This is a genomic window from Aquibacillus salsiterrae, from assembly GCF_028416595.1.
GTDB classification, from domain to species: Bacteria; Bacillota; Bacilli; order Bacillales; family Amphibacillaceae; genus Aquibacillus_A; species Aquibacillus_A salsiterrae.
In genome coordinates this window covers 363,014-387,945 of the sequence record NZ_JAMQKC010000003.1, presented here as the reverse complement: position 1 = coordinate 387,945, position 24,932 = coordinate 363,014, and the positions used below count along the sequence as shown (strand labels likewise).

General features: G+C 38.4%; 25 protein-coding genes and 1 riboswitch. Of the genes, 13 read left to right on the top strand and 12 right to left on the bottom strand.

Annotated features, from left to right (window positions below; translation table 11 throughout):
• Positions 1-245: 245 nt before the first annotated feature.
• From NC799_RS06595 to NC799_RS06575, 5 genes are all read left to right on the top strand, one after another.
• The gene (locus NC799_RS06595; RefSeq protein ID WP_272445590.1) at positions 246-1,484 is read left to right on the top strand and encodes an ATP-grasp domain-containing protein; all 1,239 of its coding nucleotides are present in this window, start codon (positions 246-248) and stop codon (positions 1,482-1,484) included.
• Entirely contained in the window at positions 1,481-2,503 is a 1,023-nt protein-coding gene (locus tag NC799_RS06590) for a YheC/YheD family endospore coat-associated protein (protein WP_272445589.1), read from the top strand. Before NC799_RS06595 ends, NC799_RS06590 begins: the two co-directional genes overlap by 4 nt.
• 23 nt (positions 2,504-2,526) lie before the next feature.
• Complete coding sequence (locus NC799_RS06585; RefSeq protein ID WP_272445588.1) at positions 2,527-2,976, top strand: CotY/CotZ family spore coat protein; 450 nt, start codon at positions 2,527-2,529, stop codon at positions 2,974-2,976.
• A 201-nt stretch (positions 2,977-3,177) separates the two neighbouring features.
• Positions 3,178-3,381 (top strand): cation transporter, encoded by a 204-nt coding sequence (locus tag NC799_RS06580; RefSeq protein WP_272445587.1) that lies wholly within the window; start codon positions 3,178-3,180, stop codon positions 3,379-3,381.
• Between the two features lie 82 nt (positions 3,382-3,463).
• Positions 3,464-3,802 (top strand): hypothetical protein, encoded by a 339-nt coding sequence (locus tag NC799_RS06575; RefSeq protein WP_272445586.1) that lies wholly within the window; start codon positions 3,464-3,466, stop codon positions 3,800-3,802.
• A 245-nt stretch (positions 3,803-4,047) separates the two neighbouring features.
• Here the strand turns inward: NC799_RS06575 and leuD are convergent, their stop codons facing one another.
• The 8 genes from leuD to ilvD all read right to left on the bottom strand — a co-directional run bounded on the left by leuD (position 4,048) and on the right by ilvD (position 14,271).
• Positions 4,048-4,641 (bottom strand): 3-isopropylmalate dehydratase small subunit, encoded by a 594-nt coding sequence (leuD, locus tag NC799_RS06570; RefSeq protein WP_272445585.1) that lies wholly within the window; start codon positions 4,639-4,641, stop codon positions 4,048-4,050.
• 49 nt (positions 4,642-4,690) lie between these two features.
• Positions 4,691-6,106 (bottom strand): 3-isopropylmalate dehydratase large subunit, encoded by a 1,416-nt coding sequence (gene leuC, locus NC799_RS06565; protein ID WP_272445584.1) that lies wholly within the window; start codon positions 6,104-6,106, stop codon positions 4,691-4,693.
• Positions 6,107-6,145: 39 nt separating this feature from the next.
• The gene (gene leuB / locus NC799_RS06560) at positions 6,146-7,237 is read right to left on the bottom strand and encodes a 3-isopropylmalate dehydrogenase (RefSeq protein ID WP_272445583.1); all 1,092 of its coding nucleotides are present in this window, start codon (positions 7,235-7,237) and stop codon (positions 6,146-6,148) included.
• 128 nt (positions 7,238-7,365) lie between these two features.
• The gene (locus tag NC799_RS06555; protein WP_272445581.1) at positions 7,366-8,898 is read right to left on the bottom strand and encodes a 2-isopropylmalate synthase; all 1,533 of its coding nucleotides are present in this window, start codon (positions 8,896-8,898) and stop codon (positions 7,366-7,368) included.
• Positions 8,885-9,916 (bottom strand): ketol-acid reductoisomerase, encoded by a 1,032-nt coding sequence (gene ilvC, locus NC799_RS06550; RefSeq protein WP_272445580.1) that lies wholly within the window; start codon positions 9,914-9,916, stop codon positions 8,885-8,887. Before ilvC ends, NC799_RS06555 begins: the two co-directional genes overlap by 14 nt.
• A 74-nt stretch (positions 9,917-9,990) precedes the next feature.
• Positions 9,991-10,512: an acetolactate synthase small subunit gene (gene ilvN, locus NC799_RS06545; RefSeq protein WP_272445578.1), complete on the bottom strand. Its 522-nt coding sequence runs from the start codon at positions 10,510-10,512 to the stop codon at positions 9,991-9,993.
• Complete coding sequence (gene ilvB, locus NC799_RS06540; RefSeq protein ID WP_272445577.1) at positions 10,509-12,230, bottom strand: acetolactate synthase large subunit; 1,722 nt, start codon at positions 12,228-12,230, stop codon at positions 10,509-10,511. Before ilvB ends, ilvN begins: the two co-directional genes overlap by 4 nt.
• Before the next feature lie 373 nt (positions 12,231-12,603).
• On the bottom strand, positions 12,604-14,271 hold the full coding sequence (gene ilvD / locus NC799_RS06535) for a dihydroxy-acid dehydratase (RefSeq protein WP_272445576.1): 1,668 nt from the start codon (positions 14,269-14,271) through the stop codon (positions 12,604-12,606).
• A gap of 469 nt (positions 14,272-14,740) precedes the next feature.
• Between ilvD and NC799_RS06530 the strand changes: the two genes are divergently transcribed.
• The 8 genes from NC799_RS06530 (at position 14,741) to NC799_RS06495 (ending at position 22,320) form a co-directional block, all read left to right on the top strand.
• The gene (locus NC799_RS06530) at positions 14,741-15,193 is read left to right on the top strand and encodes a DUF6884 domain-containing protein (protein ID WP_272445575.1); all 453 of its coding nucleotides are present in this window, start codon (positions 14,741-14,743) and stop codon (positions 15,191-15,193) included.
• A gap of 135 nt (positions 15,194-15,328) precedes the next feature.
• Positions 15,329-15,432: riboswitch (TPP riboswitch) on the top strand.
• Between the two features lie 93 nt (positions 15,433-15,525).
• On the top strand, positions 15,526-16,107 hold the full coding sequence (thiT, locus tag NC799_RS06525; protein ID WP_272445574.1) for an energy-coupled thiamine transporter ThiT: 582 nt from the start codon (positions 15,526-15,528) through the stop codon (positions 16,105-16,107).
• A gap of 120 nt (positions 16,108-16,227) precedes the next feature.
• Positions 16,228-16,374, top strand: a complete 147-nt coding sequence (locus tag NC799_RS06520) for a hypothetical protein (RefSeq protein ID WP_272445573.1) — start codon at positions 16,228-16,230, stop codon at positions 16,372-16,374.
• Positions 16,375-16,559: 185 nt separating this feature from the next.
• Positions 16,560-17,981, top strand: coding sequence for a hypothetical protein (locus NC799_RS06515; RefSeq protein ID WP_272445572.1), 1,422 nt, complete (start codon positions 16,560-16,562; stop codon positions 17,979-17,981).
• A 291-nt stretch (positions 17,982-18,272) separates the two neighbouring features.
• A complete protein-coding gene (locus tag NC799_RS06510) occupies positions 18,273-19,994 on the top strand; it encodes a carbon starvation CstA family protein (RefSeq protein WP_272445571.1) in 1,722 nt (573 codons plus the stop codon).
• A 132-nt stretch (positions 19,995-20,126) separates the two neighbouring features.
• Positions 20,127-20,384, top strand: a complete 258-nt coding sequence (locus NC799_RS06505; RefSeq protein ID WP_272445570.1) for a cory-CC-star protein — start codon at positions 20,127-20,129, stop codon at positions 20,382-20,384.
• A gap of 14 nt (positions 20,385-20,398) precedes the next feature.
• Positions 20,399-21,340 (top strand): ArsA family ATPase, encoded by a 942-nt coding sequence (locus NC799_RS06500; protein WP_272445569.1) that lies wholly within the window; start codon positions 20,399-20,401, stop codon positions 21,338-21,340.
• Positions 21,337-22,320 (top strand): zinc-binding dehydrogenase, encoded by a 984-nt coding sequence (locus tag NC799_RS06495; protein ID WP_272445568.1) that lies wholly within the window; start codon positions 21,337-21,339, stop codon positions 22,318-22,320. The genes NC799_RS06500 and NC799_RS06495 overlap by 4 nt, the downstream gene beginning before the upstream one ends.
• Positions 22,321-22,456: 136 nt before the next feature.
• Here the strand turns inward: NC799_RS06495 and spoVAE are convergent, their stop codons facing one another.
• The 4 genes from spoVAE to NC799_RS06475 are packed head-to-tail and all read right to left on the bottom strand — an operon-like array spanning position 22,457 to position 24,783.
• Positions 22,457-22,807, bottom strand: a complete 351-nt coding sequence (gene spoVAE, locus NC799_RS06490) for a stage V sporulation protein AE (protein ID WP_272445567.1) — start codon at positions 22,805-22,807, stop codon at positions 22,457-22,459.
• 5 nt (positions 22,808-22,812) lie between these two features.
• A complete protein-coding gene (gene spoVAD / locus NC799_RS06485) occupies positions 22,813-23,820 on the bottom strand; it encodes a stage V sporulation protein AD (RefSeq protein WP_272445566.1) in 1,008 nt (335 codons plus the stop codon).
• Complete coding sequence (gene spoVAC / locus NC799_RS06480) at positions 23,820-24,296, bottom strand: stage V sporulation protein AC (RefSeq protein ID WP_272445565.1); 477 nt, start codon at positions 24,294-24,296, stop codon at positions 23,820-23,822. Before spoVAC ends, spoVAD begins: the two co-directional genes overlap by 1 nt.
• A 16-nt stretch (positions 24,297-24,312) precedes the next feature.
• Positions 24,313-24,783: a hypothetical protein gene (locus NC799_RS06475; RefSeq protein WP_272445564.1), complete on the bottom strand. Its 471-nt coding sequence runs from the start codon at positions 24,781-24,783 to the stop codon at positions 24,313-24,315.
• Between the last annotated feature and the right edge of the window lie 149 nt (positions 24,784-24,932).

The window sequence follows — 24,932 nt, the reverse complement described above, 5'->3', positions numbered from 1 at the left end:
TTCGATATCTGTATTCACAATGATTGCGATATGCACAATATTCACCTCAAGAATATTATGCGGTTAAGCATCCATATTGTACATTTTTAAACAATCATTTATGTACATCCTTAGGGTATCATTTATAGAACACTTCTAAGGGCCTCTTTGCTTTTCTTATTGGCTCATGGCACGTGCCGTTACTTAATCTATTTGTTTGCTTATGATAGGTATAAAGTAATAATTTGTGAAAGAGGGAGGACTGGATGAAATCAATTATTTTTATCGAGACAAACAAATCAGGTTCAAGTCGTGAAGGTATAAAGGCTGCTGAGCAACTTGGCTATTATACTGTCTTAATTACTTCAAAAAAAAAGCTGGTGAAGCAACGTGAGGAATTTCCTGATGTCCACAAATTTATTTATCTTCCAAAAATAACGAAAAAAAAAGTCGAAAATAGGCTAGAAAAATTTTTAGGTTATAGCCATGAAATAAAAGCAATTATTAGTTTTATTGATAACTATGTGGCATTAGCAGCTCAGCTTTGTATTAGTTTTTGCAATCGTTCGCTATCGGTAAAAGCGATTCAATCGATGGAGGATAAAGCAATATCTACTGAGGTGTTGAATGGTCTAGAATATTCCCCAACATCCCACCTATGTAAAAATCTCACAACCGTTTATGAAAAACTTGACAACTATACCATTCCGCTACCGTTTGTTATGAAAGCGCCAAATTCAACCGGATCAAAAGACGTCCTTCTCGTAAATAAGAGGGAGGAAATTAAAGACTCCTTCAACTATTTAAAAAAGAAATATCCGAATAAATCGATTTTAATAGAGGAATTTATCTCAGGGCCACAATATCTAATTGAAGGAGTGGTACACAAAGGGAAATTAGCTATCGTTGCCATCATAAAACAAGAAATAACCTTTAAAGACCGATTTATCATTACAGGCTATCAATACCTTGCCAATGTCGAAGAACCCTTTTATTATTCATTGGAACACGCAGTTAACGCTATCATAACGAAATTTGAAATGGATAATGGATCATTTCATATGGAAATGCGAAGAAGCACAAACGGATGGAAATTAATAGAGATAAATCCACGAATTTCTGGTAGTGCAATGAATCTGATCATTCTAAATGCCAATGGGATAAATCTAGCAAAAGAAACAGTAGCCCTATATTTAGGAGATAAACCAAACCTAGTAAAGGAATTTGAACAACCAGTTTTTGCTCAATTTCTTACCGTTGACAAGCAAGGAAGGCTGAGCAAAGTAACCGGAAAGAGTCGGGCAAGTAACTGTGAAGGTATATGTAGTGTCTACATTAAGCCAAAAAAAGGGCAACTAGTTACTCCCCCAATGTCGATGGGGCATCGTTATGCATATGTGATAGCTAAAGGTGAGACGGAGGAACAAGCAAAGGAAAGAGCCAAAAATGCAGCAGCAGAAATAAAATTTCACATAATGCCAAGCAAGAAGGAGGGAATTAATTGACTACGATTGCAATGCTTCATTATCGGAAAAATCCAGAAAAAGTAAAAAAAGCTTTTGCATGTGCAGCAGTGGCCAAAGCTGAAGGAATTGACTTTTATTATTTTACACCAGGAATGGTTGATTTCAAACAAAATATTGTCTATGGAAAGGTCTATCAAAAAGGAACTTGGGTCAGTAAAGAGTTACCGTTTCCAGATGTAATCTACAACGCAGGTCCCCCGTTAACAGAAAAACAAAAGAAAATTCATTCCCGGTTAAGAAAGACAATTCCTTTTTTAAGTAATCCAGTAGGTTCTAAATTAAGTGTTTTCTATAAAATTAAAAAGTCTAACCAGTTTACTGAATATCTAATCCCTTATAAAAAGGTCTCAAGTCCAAATACGGTAATTGATTATTTAGAAGAGTACGGTAAAGTGGTCGTAAAGCCGGTAACAGGTCACCAAGGTGAAGGGATTCATTTTATTCAAAAAATTGAAAAAAATTATTTGTTTGATAACCAAAAGCAGCAAGAAGAGATAAGTAAACAAGAATTAGAGCAAAGGATCAATGACTTATTACAAAAAAATAAATGGATTGTACAAAAATATATCACATCTTTTACTAAAGCAGGAATGCCTTTTGATATCCGTCTCCATGTGCAGAAAAACAGTGAGGGAAAGTGGTCAATCATGGTCATCTATCCGAGAGTAAGTCTAGGAAAAAGCATTGCATCAAACTTACGCAAGGGTGCTAGAATGTCCTTTTTTGATGATTTCTTGGAACAAGAATATGGTGATAGGGCCCTAAATATGAAAAAGTATATTGAGGTATTCGCTCTGCAATTTTCAGACTTTTTTGAAAGCCTCTACCCGTACAGTTTTGATGAATTAGGAATTGATATTGGGTTAGATGAAGAAGGGAAAATATGGCTGTATGAAGTAAACTGGCGACCTGGCACAGTCTCATTCGAAATGGATGTTGCCAGAAACATTATTGGTTATGGAATGTTTGTAGCTAAGACGGATAAAGAAAGGAAATAGTTGCTTGAAAGGGGGTGATTATTGTGAAGCACTCTGTTTGTCTTAATAACTTCATTTGTGAGAAAGCTAAGCATATCATCGACAAGCAGAAAGAAAAGGTAAACAAAGGGCTAAAACACTTTTGCAAACCGGCCTATGAAGCAACGATTCCAGTAATTTTGTACCCTGATGATAATAAAAATCAGCCACTAGAACGATTCGGTAACATCGGAGAAATAGTTGAAGATGAATATGGTTGCTTTCAAACGAAGTTCTTTCGATTTGAAAAAGTAGACGAAGAAGAATGTATTGCTGTGCTGTCACTGCTTCGTCCATTAGATGAGGGTGGCTGTCTAGTCGACGACATTTGTGATGTTTACCGGCTTGAGCGAACCAGATTTTGTATAAAAGTAGATTTATCTACCATTTCCGATGTTCAGTTACTAAGTCCAGTTCTTGTTGAGCGACAGTTCCCACATCCTAGCCCTAAATAATGTTATCGTGAATGGATTAATTTAAAATGACAAAGGGTGGGTGGAAATACACTAACTATATACTAGTTAAAGAACAATATTTTAAGCATCAGCAGCAATATAGCGTGTATTTCCACTCGCTATCAATAATCAAATAATAAAAAAGATATAGAATGGAAAGAATAGGGCACAGTAAGGTATAAACGTATTAGGAGGTTTTCCATGGCGAACGGTACCGTCTATATAAGACAAGCTACAGATAAACATACAATTCAACATGTCGAGTCTATTTTACACTCTTTAAGAGGTATGGAAAGAGTTTTAGTCGATACTGATGATGGTGAAGTTAAAATAGAATATAATGCCGATATAACAACCAAAGAGGAGATTGTTGATTTATTAAAAAAGAATAATTTTGACGTTTAAAAAAACGATAGCTAAATACTAATAAAACAAGGAAAACAGGGGAAATTATTAATAAATAGTTGTACTCGAATGAGGTGATAACATGAGAAAATGGATTTTAGCCTTTCTGACTAGTGTGATTGTTTCGGTTGGATTTGTCGGGGATCTAAGTGTTAGCGCAAAAGTAGCAAAAATATCACCTGAAGTAGCAGATCCAATAAAGGATGGTATGACTCATACATGGAAAAAAACTAGCTCTGACTTTGAAATGATACATGCCAAAACACACGAGTATACTGTCTGGCATAATTTCATCAAAAAGACTAGAAAGTGTGATGTTACATACAAAATTCGTACGGATGTTTGGTTTTGTGATTTACATGACCATACAAAGTCAGCAGTTTCTCTAGAGGAGACGATTCATAGTGAAAAACACTCATGAATTTCATCTACCTTTCTTAAACTGAGTTACAAAGTAGAAAATCAAATCCAAAAAAGAACTCTAGCTGAAACCAGCTAGAGTTCTTAACTTGTGGAAGATAAGAAAGTATCAAAAAAATTCCAAGCCGTAGATAACATTCAGCGACAGCCACGTCCAGTTTCAGCGCCTACCCCTCCCTGAGTTGTAGTCAATCCTCTACATGGCAAAGGTCGCCATTACGAGTCTTGTCTTGCGCTTTTCTTGCGTTATAAAGTTTGTTTTTTTGCCTCGAACTGATCGATTTTATCTGCATAGGTTAATGTTACCCCAATTTCATCCCAACCATTTAGTAACATCTCTCGTGGATATTCAGGTAAGTCGAAGGATGCTTCGAAATCGATAGAATCGTATACTCGTTTATTTTCTAAATCTACTTTTAGCGTATAATCATTTTCATTATCGGCCCGATCCATTAACAATTGTGTCTCTTCTTCGGTTAACTGTACTGGTAGAATACCATTTTTCGTACAATTATTATTAAAAATATCAGCAAAGCTTGGTGCAATAATAACTTTAAATCCGTAATCAAGCAATGCCCATGGTGCGTGTTCACGGGAAGAGCCACAACCAAAATTTTCACCTGCAACTAAAATAGATGCATGTTGATACTTAGGGTCATTCAAAGAAAAATCGGGACGAGGGTTTCCTTCGTTATCAAAACGCCAGTTAAAAAATAAGAATTGACCGAAGCCCTGACGAGATATGCGTTTTAGAAATTGCTTTGGGATAATTTGGTCTGTATCAATATTTGATCGATTTAATGGATAAACTCGACCTTCGTGGACACGAATTGGTTCCATTTGTTTTACCCCTTTCAGGAAAATATCAGTAATCTTGTAAAGTTTTCACTTATGCGGTCGGTATAGAGAACTTTCTTACATCAACAAAGTGGCCTTCGATTGCTGCGGCTGCAGCCATTTCTGGACTAACTAGATGAGTTCTCGCTCCAGCACCTTGTCTACCTTCAAAGTTTCTGTTTGAAGTGGATGCACAACGTTCTCCAGCTGGAACAATATCATCATTCATGCCTAGGCACATGCTACAACCTGCTTCACGCCATTCAAAGCCTGCCTCTTTAAAGATTTGATCAAGTCCTTCTGCTTCTGCTGCTTTCTTAACACTATGTGAGCCCGGAACGACCATTGCTCTTATTCCTGATTTTACTTTATGGCCCTTAACAATCTCAGCAGCACGTGTTAAGTCACTAAGTCTAGAATTCGTACAAGATCCAATAAACACATGATCAATTTTAACAGATGAAATTGGTTGGCCAGCTTCTAGTCCCATATACTCAAGAGCACGATTTATTTCGTCTTTTCCGTTAGCTGTTTTAGCATCTTCAGGATTTGGAACGGATCCACTAACAGGGATACACATTCCAGGATTTGTTCCCCATGTTACTTGTGGTTCAACCTCATCTGCATTAATTTCTACAGTAGCGTCATAGGTTGCTCCCGCGTCAGTAGCAAGTGCTTTCCATTCTTTGGCTACTTTTTCAAATACTTCACCTTTTGGTACATGACGGCGGCCTCTTAAAAATTCAACCGTAATGTCGTCTGGGCTTATTAAACCTGCACGAGCCCCGGCTTCAATGGACATATTACAAACTGTCATTCTACCTTCCATTGATAAAGAACGAATTGCCTCACCGGTATATTCAACAACATAACCAGTACCAAAGCGAACACCATATTTACCAATAATAGCAAGGATTAAATCCTTCGCTGTAATTCCTTTTCCAAGCTTCCCATTAACTTTAACATTTAATGTTTTTGGAGGTGCTTGCCAAATTGTTTGTGTAGCTAATACATGCTCAACCTCACTTGTACCAATACCAAAGGCAAGGGCACCGAATGCACCGTGAGTAGAGGTATGGCTATCTCCACAAACAATCGTTTTGCCTGGTTGAGTCAAACCTAACTCAGGACCAATGACATGGACAATTCCTTGATCTGGGTGATCAATATCAGCAAGTGGAACACCAAACTCTTCACAATTGGACTTTAACGTATCCATTTGTGTTTTGGATATTTGGTCTTTGATAATATGACGATGAATCGTTGGGACATTATGGTCCATAGTTGCGTATGTTAAGTCTGGGCGACGAACCTTCCTATCGTTCATTCTCAATCCTTCAAATGCTTGAGGAGAGGTAACTTCATGAACTAAATGCAAATCGATATATAGAAGATCAGGTTTACCTTCTTCTTGATGGACCACATGTTGGTCCCATATTTTTTCGATAATCGTTTTCGGCTTTTGCATCGTTATTTCACTCCTTACATTTGTCGTTCTGTAATATGATTAACTGATGGACTGAACAGTTTCATTTTTGATAAATTCGGCAATTAACTGTGTCATCTCATTTGTGTTGATTAATTTTCCATTCTCAACGTGCAAATCTGCAGTATGATAGCCTTCATTAACAACAGCTTCCACAGCATTCTCAATTGCTAAAGCTTCCTCATCTAAACCGAAGGAATATCTTAATAATAACGCTGCTGATAGAATGGTTGCAATAGGGTTTGCGATTCCTTTTCCGGCAATATCTGGTGCAGAGCCGTGGGCAGGCTCATAAAGGCCAACACCATTTTCTGCTAAACTAGCAGATGGTAACATTCCTAGCGACCCTGTTAGGACTGATGCTTCATCACTAAGAATATCACCAAACATGTTTTCTGTCACGATGACATCAAAAGCACTTGGATTTGTGATCAATTTCATTGCAGCGGCATCTACAAGTACGTGATCAACCGTAACATCAGGGTAATCTTGTTTCTTTTCTTCCACTATTTCACGCCATAGTTTACTAGATTCTAGTACATTGGCTTTGTCAACAGAAGTTAACTTCTTCTGTCTTAATTGGGCACTTTGGAATGCTTTATCAACGATTCTTTCAATTTCTCTTCTAGTATAAGTCAGGGTATCAACCACTGCATTCCCATTATCTCTTCGTTCACTTGGTGTCCCAAAGTACAAGCCACCGGTTAATTCTCGTACAATAAGTAGGTCACTACCATTAATAATCTCTTCCTTTAATGGGGAAGCATGCAATAGCGTCGGGAATCCTTTTACCGGTCGTAAATTGGCGAACAAATCTAATGCTTTTCTAATTCCGAGAAGGCCTCGCTCCGGGCGAAGATGAGAGGGGAGGTTATCCCACTTTGGTCCACCAACTGCACCTAATAGAACTGCATCCGCTTGTTTACATGCTTCTACGGTTTGATCCGGTAGAGGAGTACCGTGGTTATCCACGGCAATCCCACCGATATCATGTGATTCAAAGGAAAAGGAATGACCAAACTTCTCTGAGACTGTTTCAAGAATATCCTGTGCAGAAGCAGTTACTTCTTTGCCAATTCCATCACCAGGAAGTAAAACAATTAATTTTTCCATCATTGGTCCTCCACTCGAATCAAATTTGTGCTTTTTCTTCAATAGTTTTGTTTTTGTTTACAAGATAAGAAAGTTAATAAGATCCAAGAGCTGTCCACTCCGCTTCCTAGCCCCTCGGGGTCATAAGTCTAGCAAGGCGCTTTCGCTTTTCTTAGGAAAACACGATTAACTGCGTTTAAGAATGCTTGAGCTGCTGCTTCAAGCACGTCTTGAGCAGAACCTCTGCCACTAACAGGTGCTCCATTAACCGTCATACTAACATGTACTTCAGCTAATGCATCACGACCTTTACCAATAGAACTTAAGTTGAAATCCGTTAAATGGATTTCTTCTTTTACCAAGTTCTCAATCGTGTTGTACAATGCCTCAACACTTCCTTGCCCAGTGCATGCCGTTTCCACTCGTTCTCCATCAGGAGTGGTTAGTGCAACAGTTGCTGTGGGAAGGTTAAAGGAACCGTATTGTAATTGGAAGGACTGTAACTCATATCTTTTAACGTTTGATACATCTGTTTGGATATCAATTAAGATCGCAAACAGATCATCATCGGTAACTTCTTTTTTTCGGTCTGTTAAGGATTTAAATGCCTTAAAGGCTTCTGCTAGCTTTTCTTCACTTAACTGATAGCCAAGCTGCTCAATTTTATCTTTAAAAGCGTGGCGTCCGGAATGTTTACCAAGTACAAGGTTATTAGACTGAATACCAACAAGCTCTGGTGTAATGATCTCATACGTGGACGCATTTTTTAATACACCGTCTTGGTGAATGCCAGATTCATGGGCAAATGCATTTCTACCAACAACTGCTTTGTTTCCTGGTACGACCATGCCTGTAAACTTACTGACTAAATCACTGGTTCGTTTAATTTCTTTTAGCACAAGATTTGTAGTATAAGGATAAAAATCATTGCGTATAGTTAAAGCGACTGCTAGCTCTTCAAGTGCAGCATTACCAGCGCGCTCACCGATTCCATTAATTGTTCCCTCGATTTGGGTTGCTCCATTTTGGATCGCGGCGATAGAATTGGCAAGTGCCATCCCCAAATCATCGTGACAGTGTGCGGAAAGGTCTACTTTATTTATATTAGGAACATTTTCTTTCATATAACGGAACATTTCACCGTATTCTTTTGGTGTTGTATACCCAACTGTATCTGGGAGATTAATGACGGTTGCTCCAGCATCGATAACCTTCTCAACGATTTTAGCTAGGAATTTAAGATCGGTACGAGAAGCGTCTTCAGCAGACCATTCTATTTTGTTAAACCCTTTTTGTTTTCCATAGGTAACCATGTCTACAGCAATTTGAATGACTTCTTCTGGAGTCTTTTTCAATTTGTATTCCATGTGAATAGGGGAGGTAGCTATGAAGACGTGTAGTCTAGGGTCTACAGCATCTTTTAATGCATCCCATGCTACATCAATATCAGACTTTTTAGCACGTGCGAGTGCTGTTACTGAAACATGTTTAATTGTTTGAGCAATTTTACGAACTGCTTCGAAATCACCTTGGGAGGAAGCAGGAAAGCCTGCTTCCATTACATCTACCCCAAAGCGTTCTAACTGCTTAGCGATTTCAAGTTTTTCAAGTTGATTAAGATTAACTCCGGGCGATTGTTCGCCATCTCTTAGAGTCGTATCAAAAATCTTAATTTGAACCATTCGAGACCACTTCCTTCTTAGCGTTTGCCTTTTGCTTTACAAATGGCATTAACTCACGAAGTTCTCTTCCTACCTTTTCAATTTGATGGTTATTTTCACTTGCGTTGATTGCATTAAATTGTGGACGATTTGCTTGGTTTTCTAAGATCCATCCTTTAGCAAATGCACCTGTTTGAATATCTGTTAATACATCTTTCATGCGAGCTTTTGTATCTTCGTTAACTACACGTGGACCTGATACGAAATCTCCCCATTGAGCTGTATCAGAGATAGAATAACGCATACCTTCTAATCCACCTTCATACATTAAATCAACAATAAGTTTTAATTCGTGTAAACACTCGAAGTAAGCAACTTCTGGTTGGTAGCCAGCTTCTGTTAGTGTTTCAAAACCTGCTTTAACAAGAGCAGATACACCACCACAAAGGACAGCTTGCTCACCGAATAAGTCAGTTTCTGTTTCTTCTTGGAATGAAGTTTCTAGAATACCAGCACGGCCAGCACCAATACCTTTAGCGTAAGCAAGAGCAATATCCTTAGCTTGACCTGTAAAATCTTGATAGATACCGTAAAGTGCGGGAACACCAGCACCTTCTTCAAACGTTCTACGTACTAAGTGTCCCGGACCTTTTGGAGCAATTAAGAATACATCAACGTCAGCAGGAGGTACGATTTGGTTGAAATGAATATTAAAACCGTGTGCAAACACTAGTGCGTTACCAGCTTGTAAGTTAGGTTTAATACTTTCTTCATAGATTTTTGGTTGATATTCATCTGGAAGAAGGATCATAACTACATCAGCTTCTGCAGTTGCGTCTGCAACAGACTTAACTTCAACACCATCTTCAACAGCTTTATCCCAAGATTTACCTTGTCTTAAACCAACAACAACATCAAAACCACTTTCTTTTAAGTTAAGTGCATGGGCATGACCTTGTGAACCATAACCGATGATGGCAATTTTCTTTGATTGTAAAACCTCTTCTTGAATATCGTTGTGGTAAAGTACTTTTGTCATAATTAATACATCCTCTCAAAATGGTTTAGTATATTTAAATTTGGTCGTGCAAACAGTGGTTGCTTATTCTTGTACTATTTTAATAAAGAATAAGAAGTAAGTTCTGTTACCTGAGGCTGTTGACCTCTTAGGAAAGCTGTTAAGCCAGTTCTAGCTAATTCTTTAATACCATATGGTCTTAGAAGATCAATTAGTGCTTCAATCTTATCTGGCTTACCTGTTACTTGTATGGAAAGACTATCTCTACTTACATCGATAATCGAAGCACGAAACGGTTCAATAATCCCTTGAATTTCATTACGTAATTGACCAGTACTAACAACTTTAATCAAAGCTAATTCTCTAGCAACAATTGCTTTGTCAGTAATGTCAGATACTTTTAACACATCAATTTGTTTGTTCAACTGTTTTGTTACTTGCTCAAGTTTTTGATTATCTTCTACATCAACGACAAAGGTCATTTTAGAAATTCCTTCAACTTCTGTACGACCCACTGTAATACTTTCGATATTAAATTGTCGCTTTTGCAGAAGACCTGTCACACGATTCAATACTCCACTACGGTTTTGAACAGTGGCTGTAATTATTCGTTTCATGGTTTCACCCCAATCATTTCATGAAGCCCTTTGCCTGGCGCAATCATTGGATAGACGTTTTCCTGCTGCAAGACACGACAATCAACAACTACCGGGCCGTCATAGTCAAATATTTCTGGGAGAGCATTGACCAATTGTTCTTGACTATCAATTCTCAACCCTTTGATTTCGTAAGCTTCTGCTAATTTAACGAAGTCTGGTTGAATTTCAATAATAGACTCGGAATAACGCTTTTCATAGAATGCTTCTTGCCATTGCCTTACCATTCCAAGTGCGCCGTTGTTAACAATGATTACTTTTACAGGTAATCCTCGCTCTTGAAGAACAGATAATTCTTGAAGTGTCATTTGGAACCCACCGTCTCCAACTACTGCAACAACTGTTTCTTCTGGAAATGCTAGTTGAGCACCGATTGCAGCAGGGAAGCCGAAGCCCATTGTTCCAAGTCCGCCTGATGTTACCCAGCGATTTGGTCGGTCAAATGTGTAATATTGTGCTGTCCACATTTGATGTTGCCCAACATCTGTCGTAACAATGGCATCGCCATTTGTTTTTGCATGAATTTGCTTTAGTAACCACTGAGGAACCATCGCCTCTTCTGGCTTTTTATACCAAAGTGGATATTCTTCTTTATATTTGTTTAGCATGTCAAACCAATCCTTGTGTTCAGGTGACTGTTTCACATGGTGTTCCATACTTTTAAGTGCTTCTTTCGCATCAGATACAATTGGAATATGTGTTGTTACATTTTTACCAATTTCTGCTGGGTCAATATCGATGTGAGCGACTGTTGCAAAAGGAGCAAAGTGTGCTAGATTACCTGTTAAACGATCGTCAAAACGAGCGCCGATATTGATTAACAAATCGCATTCATACAATGCTGTGTTTGCTGCATACGTACCATGCATCCCCGCCATACCTAATGACAATTCATGCTGTCCTGGAAATCCACCAAGTCCAAGTAGGGTAGTGGTAACAGGTAATTGGTGCTTTTCTGCAAACTCTCTTAGCTCAAGGGACGCTTTACTAATGATTACACCTGCTCCAGCAAGAATTACCGGTTTTTTAGCTTTTGCTAAGGAATCAGCCAATTTTTTAATCTGTAATGGATTAGGTTTTGTAGTTGGTTGATATCCAGGTAAATGAAAATCCGTATCATAGGAATCTTCACATGGATTTGCTGAAATATCTTTTGGTATATCAACAACTACTGGACCAGGGCGACCTGTAGAGGCGATGTGAAATGCTTCCTTAACGATACGAGGTAAGTCACTCACATCCTGAACCTGGTAATTGTGTTTCGTGATCGGAGTCGTAATACCTATCACATCTGATTCCTGGAATGCGTCTGTACCAATTACACTTCTTGCAACCTGACCTGTGAAAACAACAAGTGGTATAGAATCCATCATAGCATCTGCTATACCAGTAACTAAATTTGTTGCTCCAGGTCCAGACGTCCCGATTACTACTCCTGGTTTCCCGGAAACACGAGCAAATCCTTCAGCGGCGTGGATAGCACCTTGTTCGTGACGAGTAAGAATGTGGTTAAATGCATCCTTTGCACGGTAAAGGGCATCGTAAATTGGTAAAACGGCACCACCTGGATAACCGAAGATCGTTTTAACATCTTCATTGATTAAAGCCTCGACTAGAAGATCTGCTCCTGTCTTTGGTTGGGTTTTTGTCTCATATCCCGGTTTTGCTTCTACCTTCATTTGTAATCCCTCCTATGAGAATAATAAATTTAAAATTAAATTTATTTGCTAACAAAAAAAGCCAATTCTTCCCATAAACTGCACTACTACAGAATATACGGGGAGAAAAGGCTTAGCTTTTCACGGTACCACCCTAAATTCACAGTATCCTCTCGGAGACTGCCTCGTGAAGCTACATGGAATCATGTTCGCTTCTTTTGATAACAGGTGTTTTAACACCTGGTCAAGCCTAATCGGATAAGACCTTTCAACTTAACACTCAGGGAGGAAGTCAGAATAAGGTGTATTTCCGGGCTTCCAGCAACCCCGGCTCTCTGTGAATACATAATCTTATTCCTTTGTTCCCGTCATCGATTTTATATAACCATTAATTTTATATTTTCATTACTCCACCAGTGTTAGCAGAAGTAACTAATTTTGCATATTTAGCAAGGTAACCAGTTTTTATTTTAGGTTCAGGTTTGACCCAATTTTTACGACGATTCTCGAGCTCATTTTCATCTACTAAGAGTTCAATGGTTCTGTTTGGTAAATCAATAACAATCTTATCTCCATTTTCAACCAATGCAATCGGGCCACCTTCAGCAGCTTCAGGAGAAATATGGCCAATGGAGATACCTCGTGTTGCACCTGAGAATCTTCCATCCGTGATCAAGGCCACTTCTTTTCCTAAACCACGACCAGCAATAGAAGAGGTAGGAGCTAACATTTCTGGCATCCCTGGACCGCCTTTTGGACCCTCATAACGAATGACAACAACATGACCTGCCTGTACCGTACCATCGTCAATTCCGGTCTGTGCCTCGTCTTGTGATTCAAAAACAATCGCAGTTCCTTCAAACTTCTGAATCGATGGGTCAACTGCACCAACTTTAATAACTCCGCCGTCAGGTGCAATGTTTCCGTGTAGGATAGAAAGACCACCTACAGGGCTATAAGGATTATCTTTTGTTTTTATTACGTTTTTATTAAGGATTTCTGCATCTTTTACATTTTCATAAATACTTTCACCTGTTATTGTAATACGGTCTTTGTGTATAAGTCCATCTATTTTACATAATTCTTTAATTATAGCGCTAACTCCACCTGCTAAGTGGACATCGTGCATGGAGTAGTCGGATGCAGGACTTATCTTAGATAGATATGGTGTTTTTTTGGCTATTTCATTAACACGATTTAAGTCATACTCAATACCTGCTTCGTGTGCTATGGCAAGAGTATGAAGGACAGTGTTTGTTGAGCCACCCATTGCCATATCAAGTGCGAATGCATCATCAATGGTGTCTCTTGTCACAATATCTCTTGGTTTTATATCTTTTTTGATTAAATCAATTAAATGTTTAGCAGCATCATAAATCAACTTGTGTCTTTCGTCAGAAGTTGCTAGTAGTGTTCCGTTACCTGGTAATGCCAATCCTAACATCTCCATTAAAGAATTCATGGAATTGGCTGTAAACATGCCTGAGCAAGATCCACAAGTTGGACACGCTAGCGTTTCTAATTCTGTTAACTCAGCTTCAGTCATGTTACCTGAGTGTACAGCACCTACACCTTCAAACATTGAAACAAGTGAAAGAGGTTGGCCAGTTGGTGAAACACCTGCTTCCATTGGGCCGCCTGATACAAAAACAGCAGGGACGTTTGTTCTTACTGCAGCCATTAACATTCCTGGTGTTATTTTATCACAGTTAGGAATGTAGAAGACACCATCAAACCAGTGTGCATTAATAACTGTTTCAGCGCTATCTGCAATAATTTCTCGACTTGGTAATGAATAACGCATACCAATGTGTCCCATTGCAATTCCATCATCAACACCAATGGTATTAAATTCAAATGGAATTCCACCAGCTTCGCGAATTGCATCTTTTACTACTTCTGCAAATTTGTTTAAATGTTTGTGTCCAGGTATGATGTCGACGTACGAATTACAAACACCGATGAACGGTTTTCCTAAATCGCTTGTTTTAACCCCTGTTGCGTGTAATAGGCTGCGGTGGGGTGCCCGATCGATGCCTTTTTTTATCATATCACTTCGCATAGTTTTCTCCTTAAATATATGAAATCAATTTTAAAGTTCAAAGGATTATAATTAGAAGATAAGATTTTCAAGTGGTTATCTCCTCCAAATATGAAACCAGTTAACACGTTGTCCCTAAATCAAAAGCTATATTCGAAAAACTTATAATTCTTTTGATTGACAACAATCATACAACCGTTAAAGTTGTAGGTCAACAGGTTTAGTGAAAATTTTCTGATATTTGAGACAAATATAATGATTGTAAAACGTTTTCATTATTGTTAATAAAGAAGTACAAGCTAATTGTGAACATTTATGAAGCGTTTTCAAAAAAAAGTGGATAATTGCGCGGGATGGGTAAATTTAGGTTACTTTCCATGTTATAATTACTAACGTTTAATGTGTAGGTGACAATTTTTTTGAAAATGCTGCAAGAATAATGCTTAAAAAGCTAACAATCATTTCATATAAGGAAGGAAGTAATGTAAAGATGGATTTGTGTATTATTCCTTGTGGCAGGAAAAAAATATGGGATAAATATGAAGACAATGGCCCGGTGCAAGCGAAGGATGCCTATATTGGAACATTGCACCAACTTTCTCAACACTATGCAGTCGATTTTTGTGACGAGTGGGTAATTTTGTCAGCAAAATATGGTTTCTTGTTACCAGATGATTGTGTGGAAGGGAATTATGATCTTAGCTTTGGTAACAAACAAGACGGTGTTATTGCAATCGATCAACTAGTAAGTCAAGTGGAAAGTAAACAACTAAATCGTTTTGCAAGGGTTATTGCCCTCACAGGGAAAAAGTACAGACCAATAATAGAGGCGTGTTTTCCTGTTGAGAAAGTTAGGTATCCGTTAGCTAATTTAAGGGGGATTGGCTACATTCAACAAGAATTAAAATCTGCTATTACCAAGGGGGAGCCTTTTCACTTATAGCCAATCTTTTTCCTTGGGGTTACTACATGTGTTAAAAATGTAAATAAGTGAAAGATGTCTTGTTCCAGCGCTTTTCTTATTGCCAATCATAAAGCGATTCAGGTATAATACCACTAGCAAAAAAAGTATAGAAATAAAGCCTTCAGGGGGAGCCGTTATGGCTGAGAGTGAACAGTCTTTGTTCAGACCCTTTGAACCTGTTAGTTAATTCTAGCGTAGGGATGGTGGCTTTTTTGATGGCGTAGTTAGCAATGTAAACGGGTCCTCCATCAGGAAGCTTCCCCTTGGCGTTGCTTTTTTTGTTGCCAAAAAATAAGGGGAGGAAAATTTTTATGAACAATTCAAGGAGAACATTATTTTTAATTGAAGTGGCAATTTTTTCAGCTCTAGCTCTTGTTCTAGATTTAATACCATTTCTTAAATTTCAACTTTGGGCTCAGGGTGGTTCTGTTTCTTTTGCAATGATACCGGTGTTTATAATAGCTTATCGGTGGGGGGTAAAAGGTGGTCTTTTATCCGGGTTCTTATTCGGTATCATGCAAGTGGTTGTTGGTACAGCATATATTTTAACACCTCTACAGGGATTTATTGAATACGGATTAGCATTTACTGTATTAGGTGTTGCGGGAATCTTTGCTAAGCAAGTTAAAGATGCATTAGAAGCGAAACAATCTGGAAAGTTTTTTACTTATCTAACTCTTGGGGTGTTTATTGGAAGTTTCCTTCGCTTTTTAGCTCATCTATATGCTGGTGTTGTATTTTTTGCGGAATATGCTCCAGAGGGTCAGCCTGTATGGCTATATTCGACACTGTATAATGGATCCTACATGTTACCTGCTTTTGTTCTAAGTACAATTGTCATTGGTTTTTTGTTTTTAAAACAACCACGGACGCTTTTATCGATAAAAGATTGAAGAACAAAAGCGCTGAGCCTGGATGTTATCACGATTGAATTTTTTTATCTTTAAAGAAGAACCTTTGTTAGGAGAGCTCTAACAAAGGTTCTTCCTATAATAATGGGGGTGGATCTCTTGGTGGAGTTAGTTGGTAATTGTGAACGTTGTGGACGAAAAGTATTTTGTGAAAATGGTTTTTTAAATGGTGTAAATGAAAATAACCAGCTTTTTTGTTTTCCGTGTAGTGAATCAAGCGACGACAGTCGAGAGGAATCGAATAAATAAGGCCCATTGTATGATAAACAGCCAGAGATGGCTGTTATTTTTTTAGGGTAATTGATGTAGCTCCGGACGCCTAGCCCCTCGGGTCTTACCAAGGCGCCCTGCGCTTTTCTTTATCACCAATTACCTCCACGTTGCATAGGCTATAACACAATTCGGTTGTAAATAACTGATGGAGGAGATGTGGCGTGGAACTTACGATTTCTCATTGGATATATGGATTATTTACGTTAGCAATAATCATCACAATGGTATTTAAAAGGGGAATTGTCTTACCAACTTTATTAGGTACATTTGTTGTTGCGTGGCTTTATAAGGGAAGTTTAATTGATGGTTTTACCGCAGTGTTTAATGCTAATTTAGTTGCTGCAAAAGAATTGTTTAGTATTTTTCTTATTATTACGTTTATGGTTGCTTTATTGCATTCGCTGAAAGATCTTGGTGCAGATAAACGAATGATAGAACCCATTCAAAAGGTTATGGTTAATGGGCATGTCGCCTATTGGGTTTTAGTTGTTGTCACTTATGTCATTTCTCTATTCTTCTGGCCAACACCGGCAGTACCGCTAATTTGTGCTCTACTTCTACCGGCAGCGGTAAGGGCAGGACTACCGGCTATGCTAGGTGCTGTAGCTGTTGCATTAGCTGGGCAAGGAATGGCGCTTTCTTCTGATTATATTATTCAAGTAGCTCCTGGTCTGTCAGCAAAAGCTGCAGGCATTCCAGCTGGTGATATTATTGATAAAGCCTTAGTACTATCTTTGATTACAGGTGTAATTGCAATTGCCTTAGCTTATTTGCTAAATAGAAAAAGTATTCGACGCCCAAATGACCCGGCTGCTCACGGGGAACTTCTAGCACTTCAAGGTTTAAAAGAAACCGATAAGCATTCAGAAACTAATAATCTACCGATGTGGAGTAAACTATTTGCAGTTCTCGTTCCTGTATCGATGCTGATCGTAATGATTTATATGGTGTCAACAAAGTTAACTTCAGGTCGTATGGGAGGATTTGAAGGAGGAGACGGTGCAGCATTTATTGGTGGAGTTGCCGTTATCTTACTTTTACTATCCACTTTAGCATTTGGAAAGCATAAGGCGTTAGATTATATTAGTGACCATATAACTGAAGGCTTTCTTTTCGCTTTTAAAGCGATGGGTCCGGTCATTCCAATTGCTGGTTTTTTCTTTTTAGGAAGTTCAGATTTCTCTGGAAGTATTCTCGGAGTTGAAGAAGCTCAACCGGGATTTCTATTTGATCTTGTAAATGCTTCACAAGAAATTTTACCTCAAAATCCAATTTTAATGGCATTTGGAATATTGATTATTGGTATTATCACTGGTTTGGATGGTTCAGGATTTTCTGGTTTACCACTCACTGGTTCGTTGGCTGGAGCGATGGCCGGTAGCGGTATTGATCCATCTACTTTAGCTGCTATTGGTCAAATGGGATCGATTTGGACTGGTGGCGGAACAATAATAGCGTGGTCTTCGTTGGTAGCTGTTGCTGGATTTTGTGGTGTATCAGTTATGGAGTTAGTAAGGAAAAACTTCGGTCCAGTAATGATTGGTTTATTTATTTCTACAGCGATAGCGATAATGCTTTTCTAGATAACGAAAACCTTACCGATTTGGTAAGGTTTTTTTGTTGATTATAAATAATCCGAGAGCTGTCTACTTCACTTCCTAAGCCCCCTCTGGGTCGTAAGTCAAAAGGAGGTCCTCAGTCAACTTTTTTAAAGATAAGAAAGTATAAAAAATTCAAGAGCTGTCTAGCTCCGGGCGCCCTGCGCTTTTCTTAACCTCATATTATTTTCTGGGGGTACGGGTCATATTTTTAATTTTAGAAAATATAACTGTTTGTAGTAAACGGTTTCAGATTTTGAATTAGGAGGCTGAAAAATGAATGGAAGTTTGGTTGCAATTCTCGGCATTCTTGTCTTTATTTTAGGTTATCGATTCTACTCAAAATTTATCGCCCAAAAGATTTATCGGTTGGATCCGGATTATGTAACACCAGCACATAAATATCAAGATGGAGTCGATTATGTACCGACAAACAAGTTTGTGCTGTGGGGTCATCATTTTACGTCTGTTGCTGGCGCTGCCCCAATTGTTGGTCCTGCAATCGCTGTTTACTGGGGATGGTTACCGGCTTTTTTATGGGTAGTTCTTGGAACAGTTTTTGCTGCAGGGGTACATGATTTTGGTACGTTAGTTTTGTCTGTAAGAAATAAAGGACAATCAATTGGTACACTTGCCCATACACTAATTGGTCAAAAGGCAAAATTGTTATTTTTGTTTATTATTCTCATTTTAGTATTAATGGTCAATGCTGTTTTCGCTTGGGTTATTTCCAATCTGTTTATATCTTTTCCTGCAAGTGTTCTTCCTGTCTTTATCCAAATACCACTTGCAATTTGGATTGGTTATGCCGTTTATCGAAAGAAAACCAAGATGCTTGTTCCATCTGTACTCGCCTTAATTGTTATGTATGGAGTTGCAATTCTTTCGAGCAAAATACCAGCGTTCCAAATAGACCTTGTCAGCTATTTTGGAGGAGAAGGAGCAACCGGGATCTTCGGATTAGGTGCTACTTCTAGTGCCTTTTTTATCTGGATCATCATCTTGATGGTATATGTTTACATTGCATCGACCTTACCGGTTTGGAAACTACTACAACCAAGAGATTTCATTAATTCTCATCAATTGGTCGTAGGCTTAGCTATTTTATATCTAGGTCTTTTCTTTACTAATCCAGACATCACTGCACCGGTATCAAATGGACAATCGGACGTATCATGGTTTCCGCTGTTATTTATAACAATCGCATGTGGTGCAATCTCTGGTTTTCATGGGTTAGTATCATCCGGTACCTCGTCTAAGCAATTAGATAAAGAGACAGACGCTCGTTTCGTTGGTTATTTTGGGGCTGTTGGAGAAGGGGTGCTCGCTTTAATTGCAATTATTGCAGCAGTAACCTTTTTCCCTTCAGCTGCTGAATTTACCAAAACATATAGTAGTTTTTCAGAAGCGGGAAATGTTGGACTTAGTGTGTTTGTTCGGGGTGGAAGTCAATTAGCAGCAGGACTTGGCATACCAGTTGATGTTGCATCAACAATTGTATCTATCATCGTCATTAGCTTTGCTGCAACAACATTGGATACTTCTGTTCGGCTCATGCGTTATATTATTTCAGAGTTAGGTGTGGAGTATAAACTTCCGGCATTATCAAAAACACATGTGGCAACAACTATTGCCGTAGTGTTAAGTGCTGCATTAGTTTTACTACCAGAAGGCCCTAAAGGATTTGGTTCGGGCGGTTACTTATTGTGGCCGTTATTTGGAACTTCCAATCAATTACTAGCTGGTATCAGTTTGTTACTCGTATCGATATGGTTAAAACGACAAGGTAGGAATTATTGGGTTTCTTTAGTACCAATGATCTTCTTATTAGTTATGACGTTGATTGCCATGTTTAACCAGGTGCTATTTCAATGGTCTTGGTTTGGGACACAATCAAACACCCTATTATTTATCTTCGGTGCAATTATCTTTGGGTTTGCCGTTTGGATAATTTTAACTGCCATTTCAGTACTGACAAAAGGTGAGTTAAATCAATAAACTAACTCGTTTCAGCAAGCTTAAGCATCAGGTCTAAAACACAAAACCGATGGATGGAAAGATTATGTTTCAATAGACAAAAAGGGATCCTTCAAGTGGTCCCTTTCTGTGCTTAGAAGTGGAGTGATTCTTTTGGCTAGAAAAATAAAAAACTTAATCGATTGGTATGAGCAAGTTTTGAGTTTGAATCATCAGAGTGAGATTTCTCGAGAAATAAGGGATGAAGAAGATTTATTTTTACTACTCTTATATTCTGAGCTACTTGGTATTCCAAATCCGATTTATTATTATTCCTTAGAACTTTACCCGTACATGGTGGAACAATTTCATACATGGCATCTTCGGATGGGGATGGACAAGTCACCACTAGATGGCATTCGTTGTTGCTAAAGGAGGAGTGAAGCGTGATTATCAATCAACCAATTATCTTTGTTGGAGGAAAAGGTGGGGTAGGAAAGTCGACAACTGCGGCTGGGCTTGCTCAACAGTCTGCATTAATGGGAAATAAGACATTATTAGTGTCGACTGATCCGGCTCACAATTTAGGTGATATTTTTAATAGGCAATTGGGAGGAGAGCCAATAAATGTTGCGAACAATTTAGCTGTTGTTGAAATAGACTCTCAAAAAGAAACAGAAAGCTATATTAAGCAAGTAAAACAAAACTTAGACGGAATGGTAAAAGCTAATTTTGTCCATGAGGTCCATCGGCAACTTGATCTAGCAAAGGTATCTCCTGGTGCAGAAGAAGCTGCCCTTTTTGATAAAATCGTATCTATCATTTTAGAAGAACGGCAATTATATGATAGGATAATATTTGATACCGCTCCAACCGGACATACGATTCGATTATTGACACTCCCCGAAATGATGGGTATCTGGATTGAAGGTATGTTAGAAAAACGGCGTAAAACTAATCGTAAATATACGGAGTTATTAAACGATGGAGAAGCGATAGATGATCCAATATATGAAATTTTGTTGCTGCGTAAACATCGCTTTAAACAAGTAAGAAAGATACTTCTCGACCCTAAGCTCACTTCCTTTGTTTTTGTATTAAACCCAGAGCGGTTGCCAATTCTAGAAACGAAAAAAGCTGTGAAAATGTTAGAGGAGCACCAATTGCGAGTAAGCACCATTGTTATAAATAAAGTGCTACCGGCAGATACAAATAGTTCGTTTCTGCTCGCAAGGAAAGATATGGAGAGACAGTACCTAAGAGAAATTGATGCTGTTTTTGCTGGGAAGAAATTAATAAATATCCCTCTGTTGGCTAGTGATATTAGAAATGATAAAGATTTGGAGAAGTTTAGTAATTATTTTTATAAAGGAGAAGAAATAACATGAAGGCATTTATTCACGAAGGAAAAGAGTTAAAGGTCAAGGACATGGTCGAGCAAACTGTTTCAAAAGGCATGGTTAAAGTGCGGTTAAAGGTGGCCGGAATTAACCACCGTGATTTAAACATACCGGTAAGAAGAGGCCATAACCCAGTACCTTTAATTCTTGGTTCAGACGGAGCTGGTGTGGTGGATGAAGTTGGGGAAGGGGTCAATCGATTTTCTGTTGGTGACGAAGTGATTATTAATCCAGCGCTGGGTTGGTATGATAATAGCGACGCCCCTCCAGCTGGTTTTGAGATCCTTGGAATGCCTGACCATGGAACGTTTGCGGAATCCATTGTTATTGATGAAGAGCAGCTTGAACCTAAGCCGCTGCATATGTCATGGGAAGAAGCTGGAGTATTAGCTCTTTCAGCTTTAACTGGTTATAGAGCATTAGTTACAAAGGGGAAGGTTGCAAAAGGAGATAACATTTTTATTCCTGGTGCTGGCAGTGGTGTAGCTACTTTCATTATTCAATTTGCTAACGCGATGGGTGCGCGGGTAATCGTTTCTTCAAGACATGAGGATAAGAGACAAAAAGCTCTTTATATTGGCGCAAGTAGAGCAATTGATACAAATAGTGACTGGAAAACTGCATTAGTAAATGAACAAATCGATATCGTAATCGAAAGTGTAGGGAACGCGACCTTTAATCGATCACTATCGGTGCTTAAAAAAGGCGGGAAAATAGTAACTTTTGGTGCAACAACGGAAGATCATGTAACGATAAATATAAGGGAATTCTTTTATGGACAATATCAGTTATTAGGTACCACGATGGGAAGTAGGGAAGAGTTTCGGGAAATGTTATCCTTTATCGAGCAACATCAAATAAAGCCAACTTTGAGTGAAGTCTTTCCACTAGATCACGCTAAAGAGGCATTCGCCTATTTGCAAAATGGTCGTCAGTTTGGCAAAGTTGCGCTGAAAATTGGTATATAGAAACAGATATAGTCTTAAGATTGATTGCAGGAGAATAGATTTACACCTAAGACAAGCCTCTATGTGGCAAAGACCACCACGTCGAGGCTTGATTTAAGCTTGTTTTAGGCTCGGCAAGGCGCGACTTGCGCTTTACTTATCCTTTTGGTTTAAAAAGAAGGGCACCTATCATGCCGAAAATTATTGCTGAGGTAATTCCTGAACTAGTCATCTTAAACATTCCGGTAACAACACCTATAAGGCCGTGTTGTTCTGCTTCATCCATTGCGCCTCCAACAAGGGAATTTCCAAAGCTTGTAATTGGTACGGTTGCACCAGCACCAGCAAAATCAATTAAGTTGTCATAAATTCCTAAGCCGCCAAGAATGGCACCTACAACTACTAATGTACTTAGTGTGTGTCCAGGGCTTAATTTAAAGACATCAAACATAATTTGCCCAATAACACAAATCAACCCTCCTATTAGGAAAGCCCAAAGAAAAACCATTAGAATCACCCTCCATTTTCAATTGAAACTGCATGAGCTATACACGGAATGCTTTCCTTTTGTTGTGTGGTTAATGGTGACAGTAGTGCCCCTGTTGCGACTACTAAAATACGATTTAATTCACCTTGTTTCATTCTATTTAAAAAATGCCCGTACGTAACAGTTGCAGAACAACCTGCTCCACTCGCACCAGCTAGAACAGGTTGGTCGCTTTTATAAATGGTTAGGCCGCAATCAACAAATTGCTCCTCTTTTATATTCGTATTATTTTTCTTGAATAAGTCTAATGCTATGTCTCTGCCGACTTTAGCAAGGTCTCCTGTTATGATTAAATCATAATACGATGCATCTACGCCTCTTTCTTTCAAATGAGCCTCAATCGTATCTACTGCTGCTGGTGCCATTGCTCCTCCCATATTAAAAGGATCAGTTAGGCCCATATCAACTACTTTACCAATTGTTGCTGAGGTGACTTTTGGACCAACACCTGTATCACTAACTAAAGCACAGCCAGCACCTGTTACTGTCCATTGTGCTGTTGGTGGTTTTTGGCCGCCGTACTCTGTAGGGTAACGGAATTGTTTTTCGACGGCAGCATTGTGGCTAGCAGCGCCAGTTAGACAATAGTTTGCCCCTTTTTTATCAACTAAAAATGCACTCAAAGCAAGACCTTCCATCGACGTTGAGCATGCGCCGAACAATCCGAGATATGGAGACCCTAATTTTCTAGCTGCGAAACTAGTTGGAGTTATTTGGTTTATTAAATCACCACCAAGAAAAAACTGTACCTGGTCTTTGGATATGTTTGCTTTTTCCATTGCTTTTTGACTCGCTTCATCCATTAGTAAAGTGTGAGCTTTCTCAAATGAGTCTTGTCCCATCCATAAGTCATCATGGAGTAAATCAAAATCTTGAGGGATATTCCCATTTGCCTCAAAAGGGCCACCAACTGTTCCGGTAGAAATGATTACCGGCTGATTTTCGAATATCCATGTTCGTTGTCCGTTCAACATCAAAATCCACCCCACTGCATTAGGATTGTTTTAATTAAAGCAATAACAAAGGAAGAAAACACACCAAAAAGAATGACAGAACCAGCTAGTTTAAACATGTTTCCGCCAACACCTAACACATATCCCTCAGTTCTATGTTCAATTGCTGCTGAGATTACCGCGTTACCAAACCCTGTTACAGGGACTGCTGTTCCTGCACCCGCAACTTGTGCGATATGGTCATACACCCCAAATCCAGTAAGTAACATCGTAATAAAAATTAGAGTTGCAACTGTTGGATTCCCGACAGTTTGTTCAGTGAAATTAAAGTAATACATGTAAAAAGTGGAGATTGCTTGACCGATTGTACAGATTGATCCTCCGATTAAGAATGCTTTTATACAATTTTTAACTACTGGTCTTTTTGTCTCTCTTTGTTTTTCAAATGTTTGATATTCCTTTTGTTGTTTGGAAAGATTGTTATTCTTCTTTGTCATAGACTACCCTCACTTGTTAAGCTTCATCATCGATTAAGTTTTTGATGTCGTTGTATTGCTTTTGTAATTGCTGTTTATCGTAAGTAGTGTTTTGTAGTTTTTTTTCTAGTTTGTCAAGTTCAATGAAAATTTTTTGATCTGATGATACGTCTACAGTGACCCCTTCGTATATGTTTTCTAATTCTTTTTTAAGTTTTTTTTCTAATTTACGTTCTGTAAACTGATTAATTTGTTTAACATTAATTGCCAAGACTAATTGATTGTCTATATTTATTCCTCGTACAGCAGTTACTTCATCCTGTGTTCGTAAAAGTTCTTTAGCCTTATTCGTCAGTGATTGGTCAGGTGTACTAGGATTACTTATCTTTGTTATATCTTCTGTTGGACCACGAAGTGATAGGCGATTGTCTTCTTCGTTCGAAGTACATCCTGATAAAGTCATAAAAGAAAAGGACAGGGCTAATAAACCGATGAAAAAATGTTTCATGCTGACACCCCAATAAGTATTTTTTTTATTTTGAAACATTTATAGGTTTGCTAATGATATACAATAATATACATAGCAAAAATTGCTTGAAACTTAAAAAAGGAAGAAACGTTCATGATTAAACGTTTCTTCCTTTTTTAACAAGATAA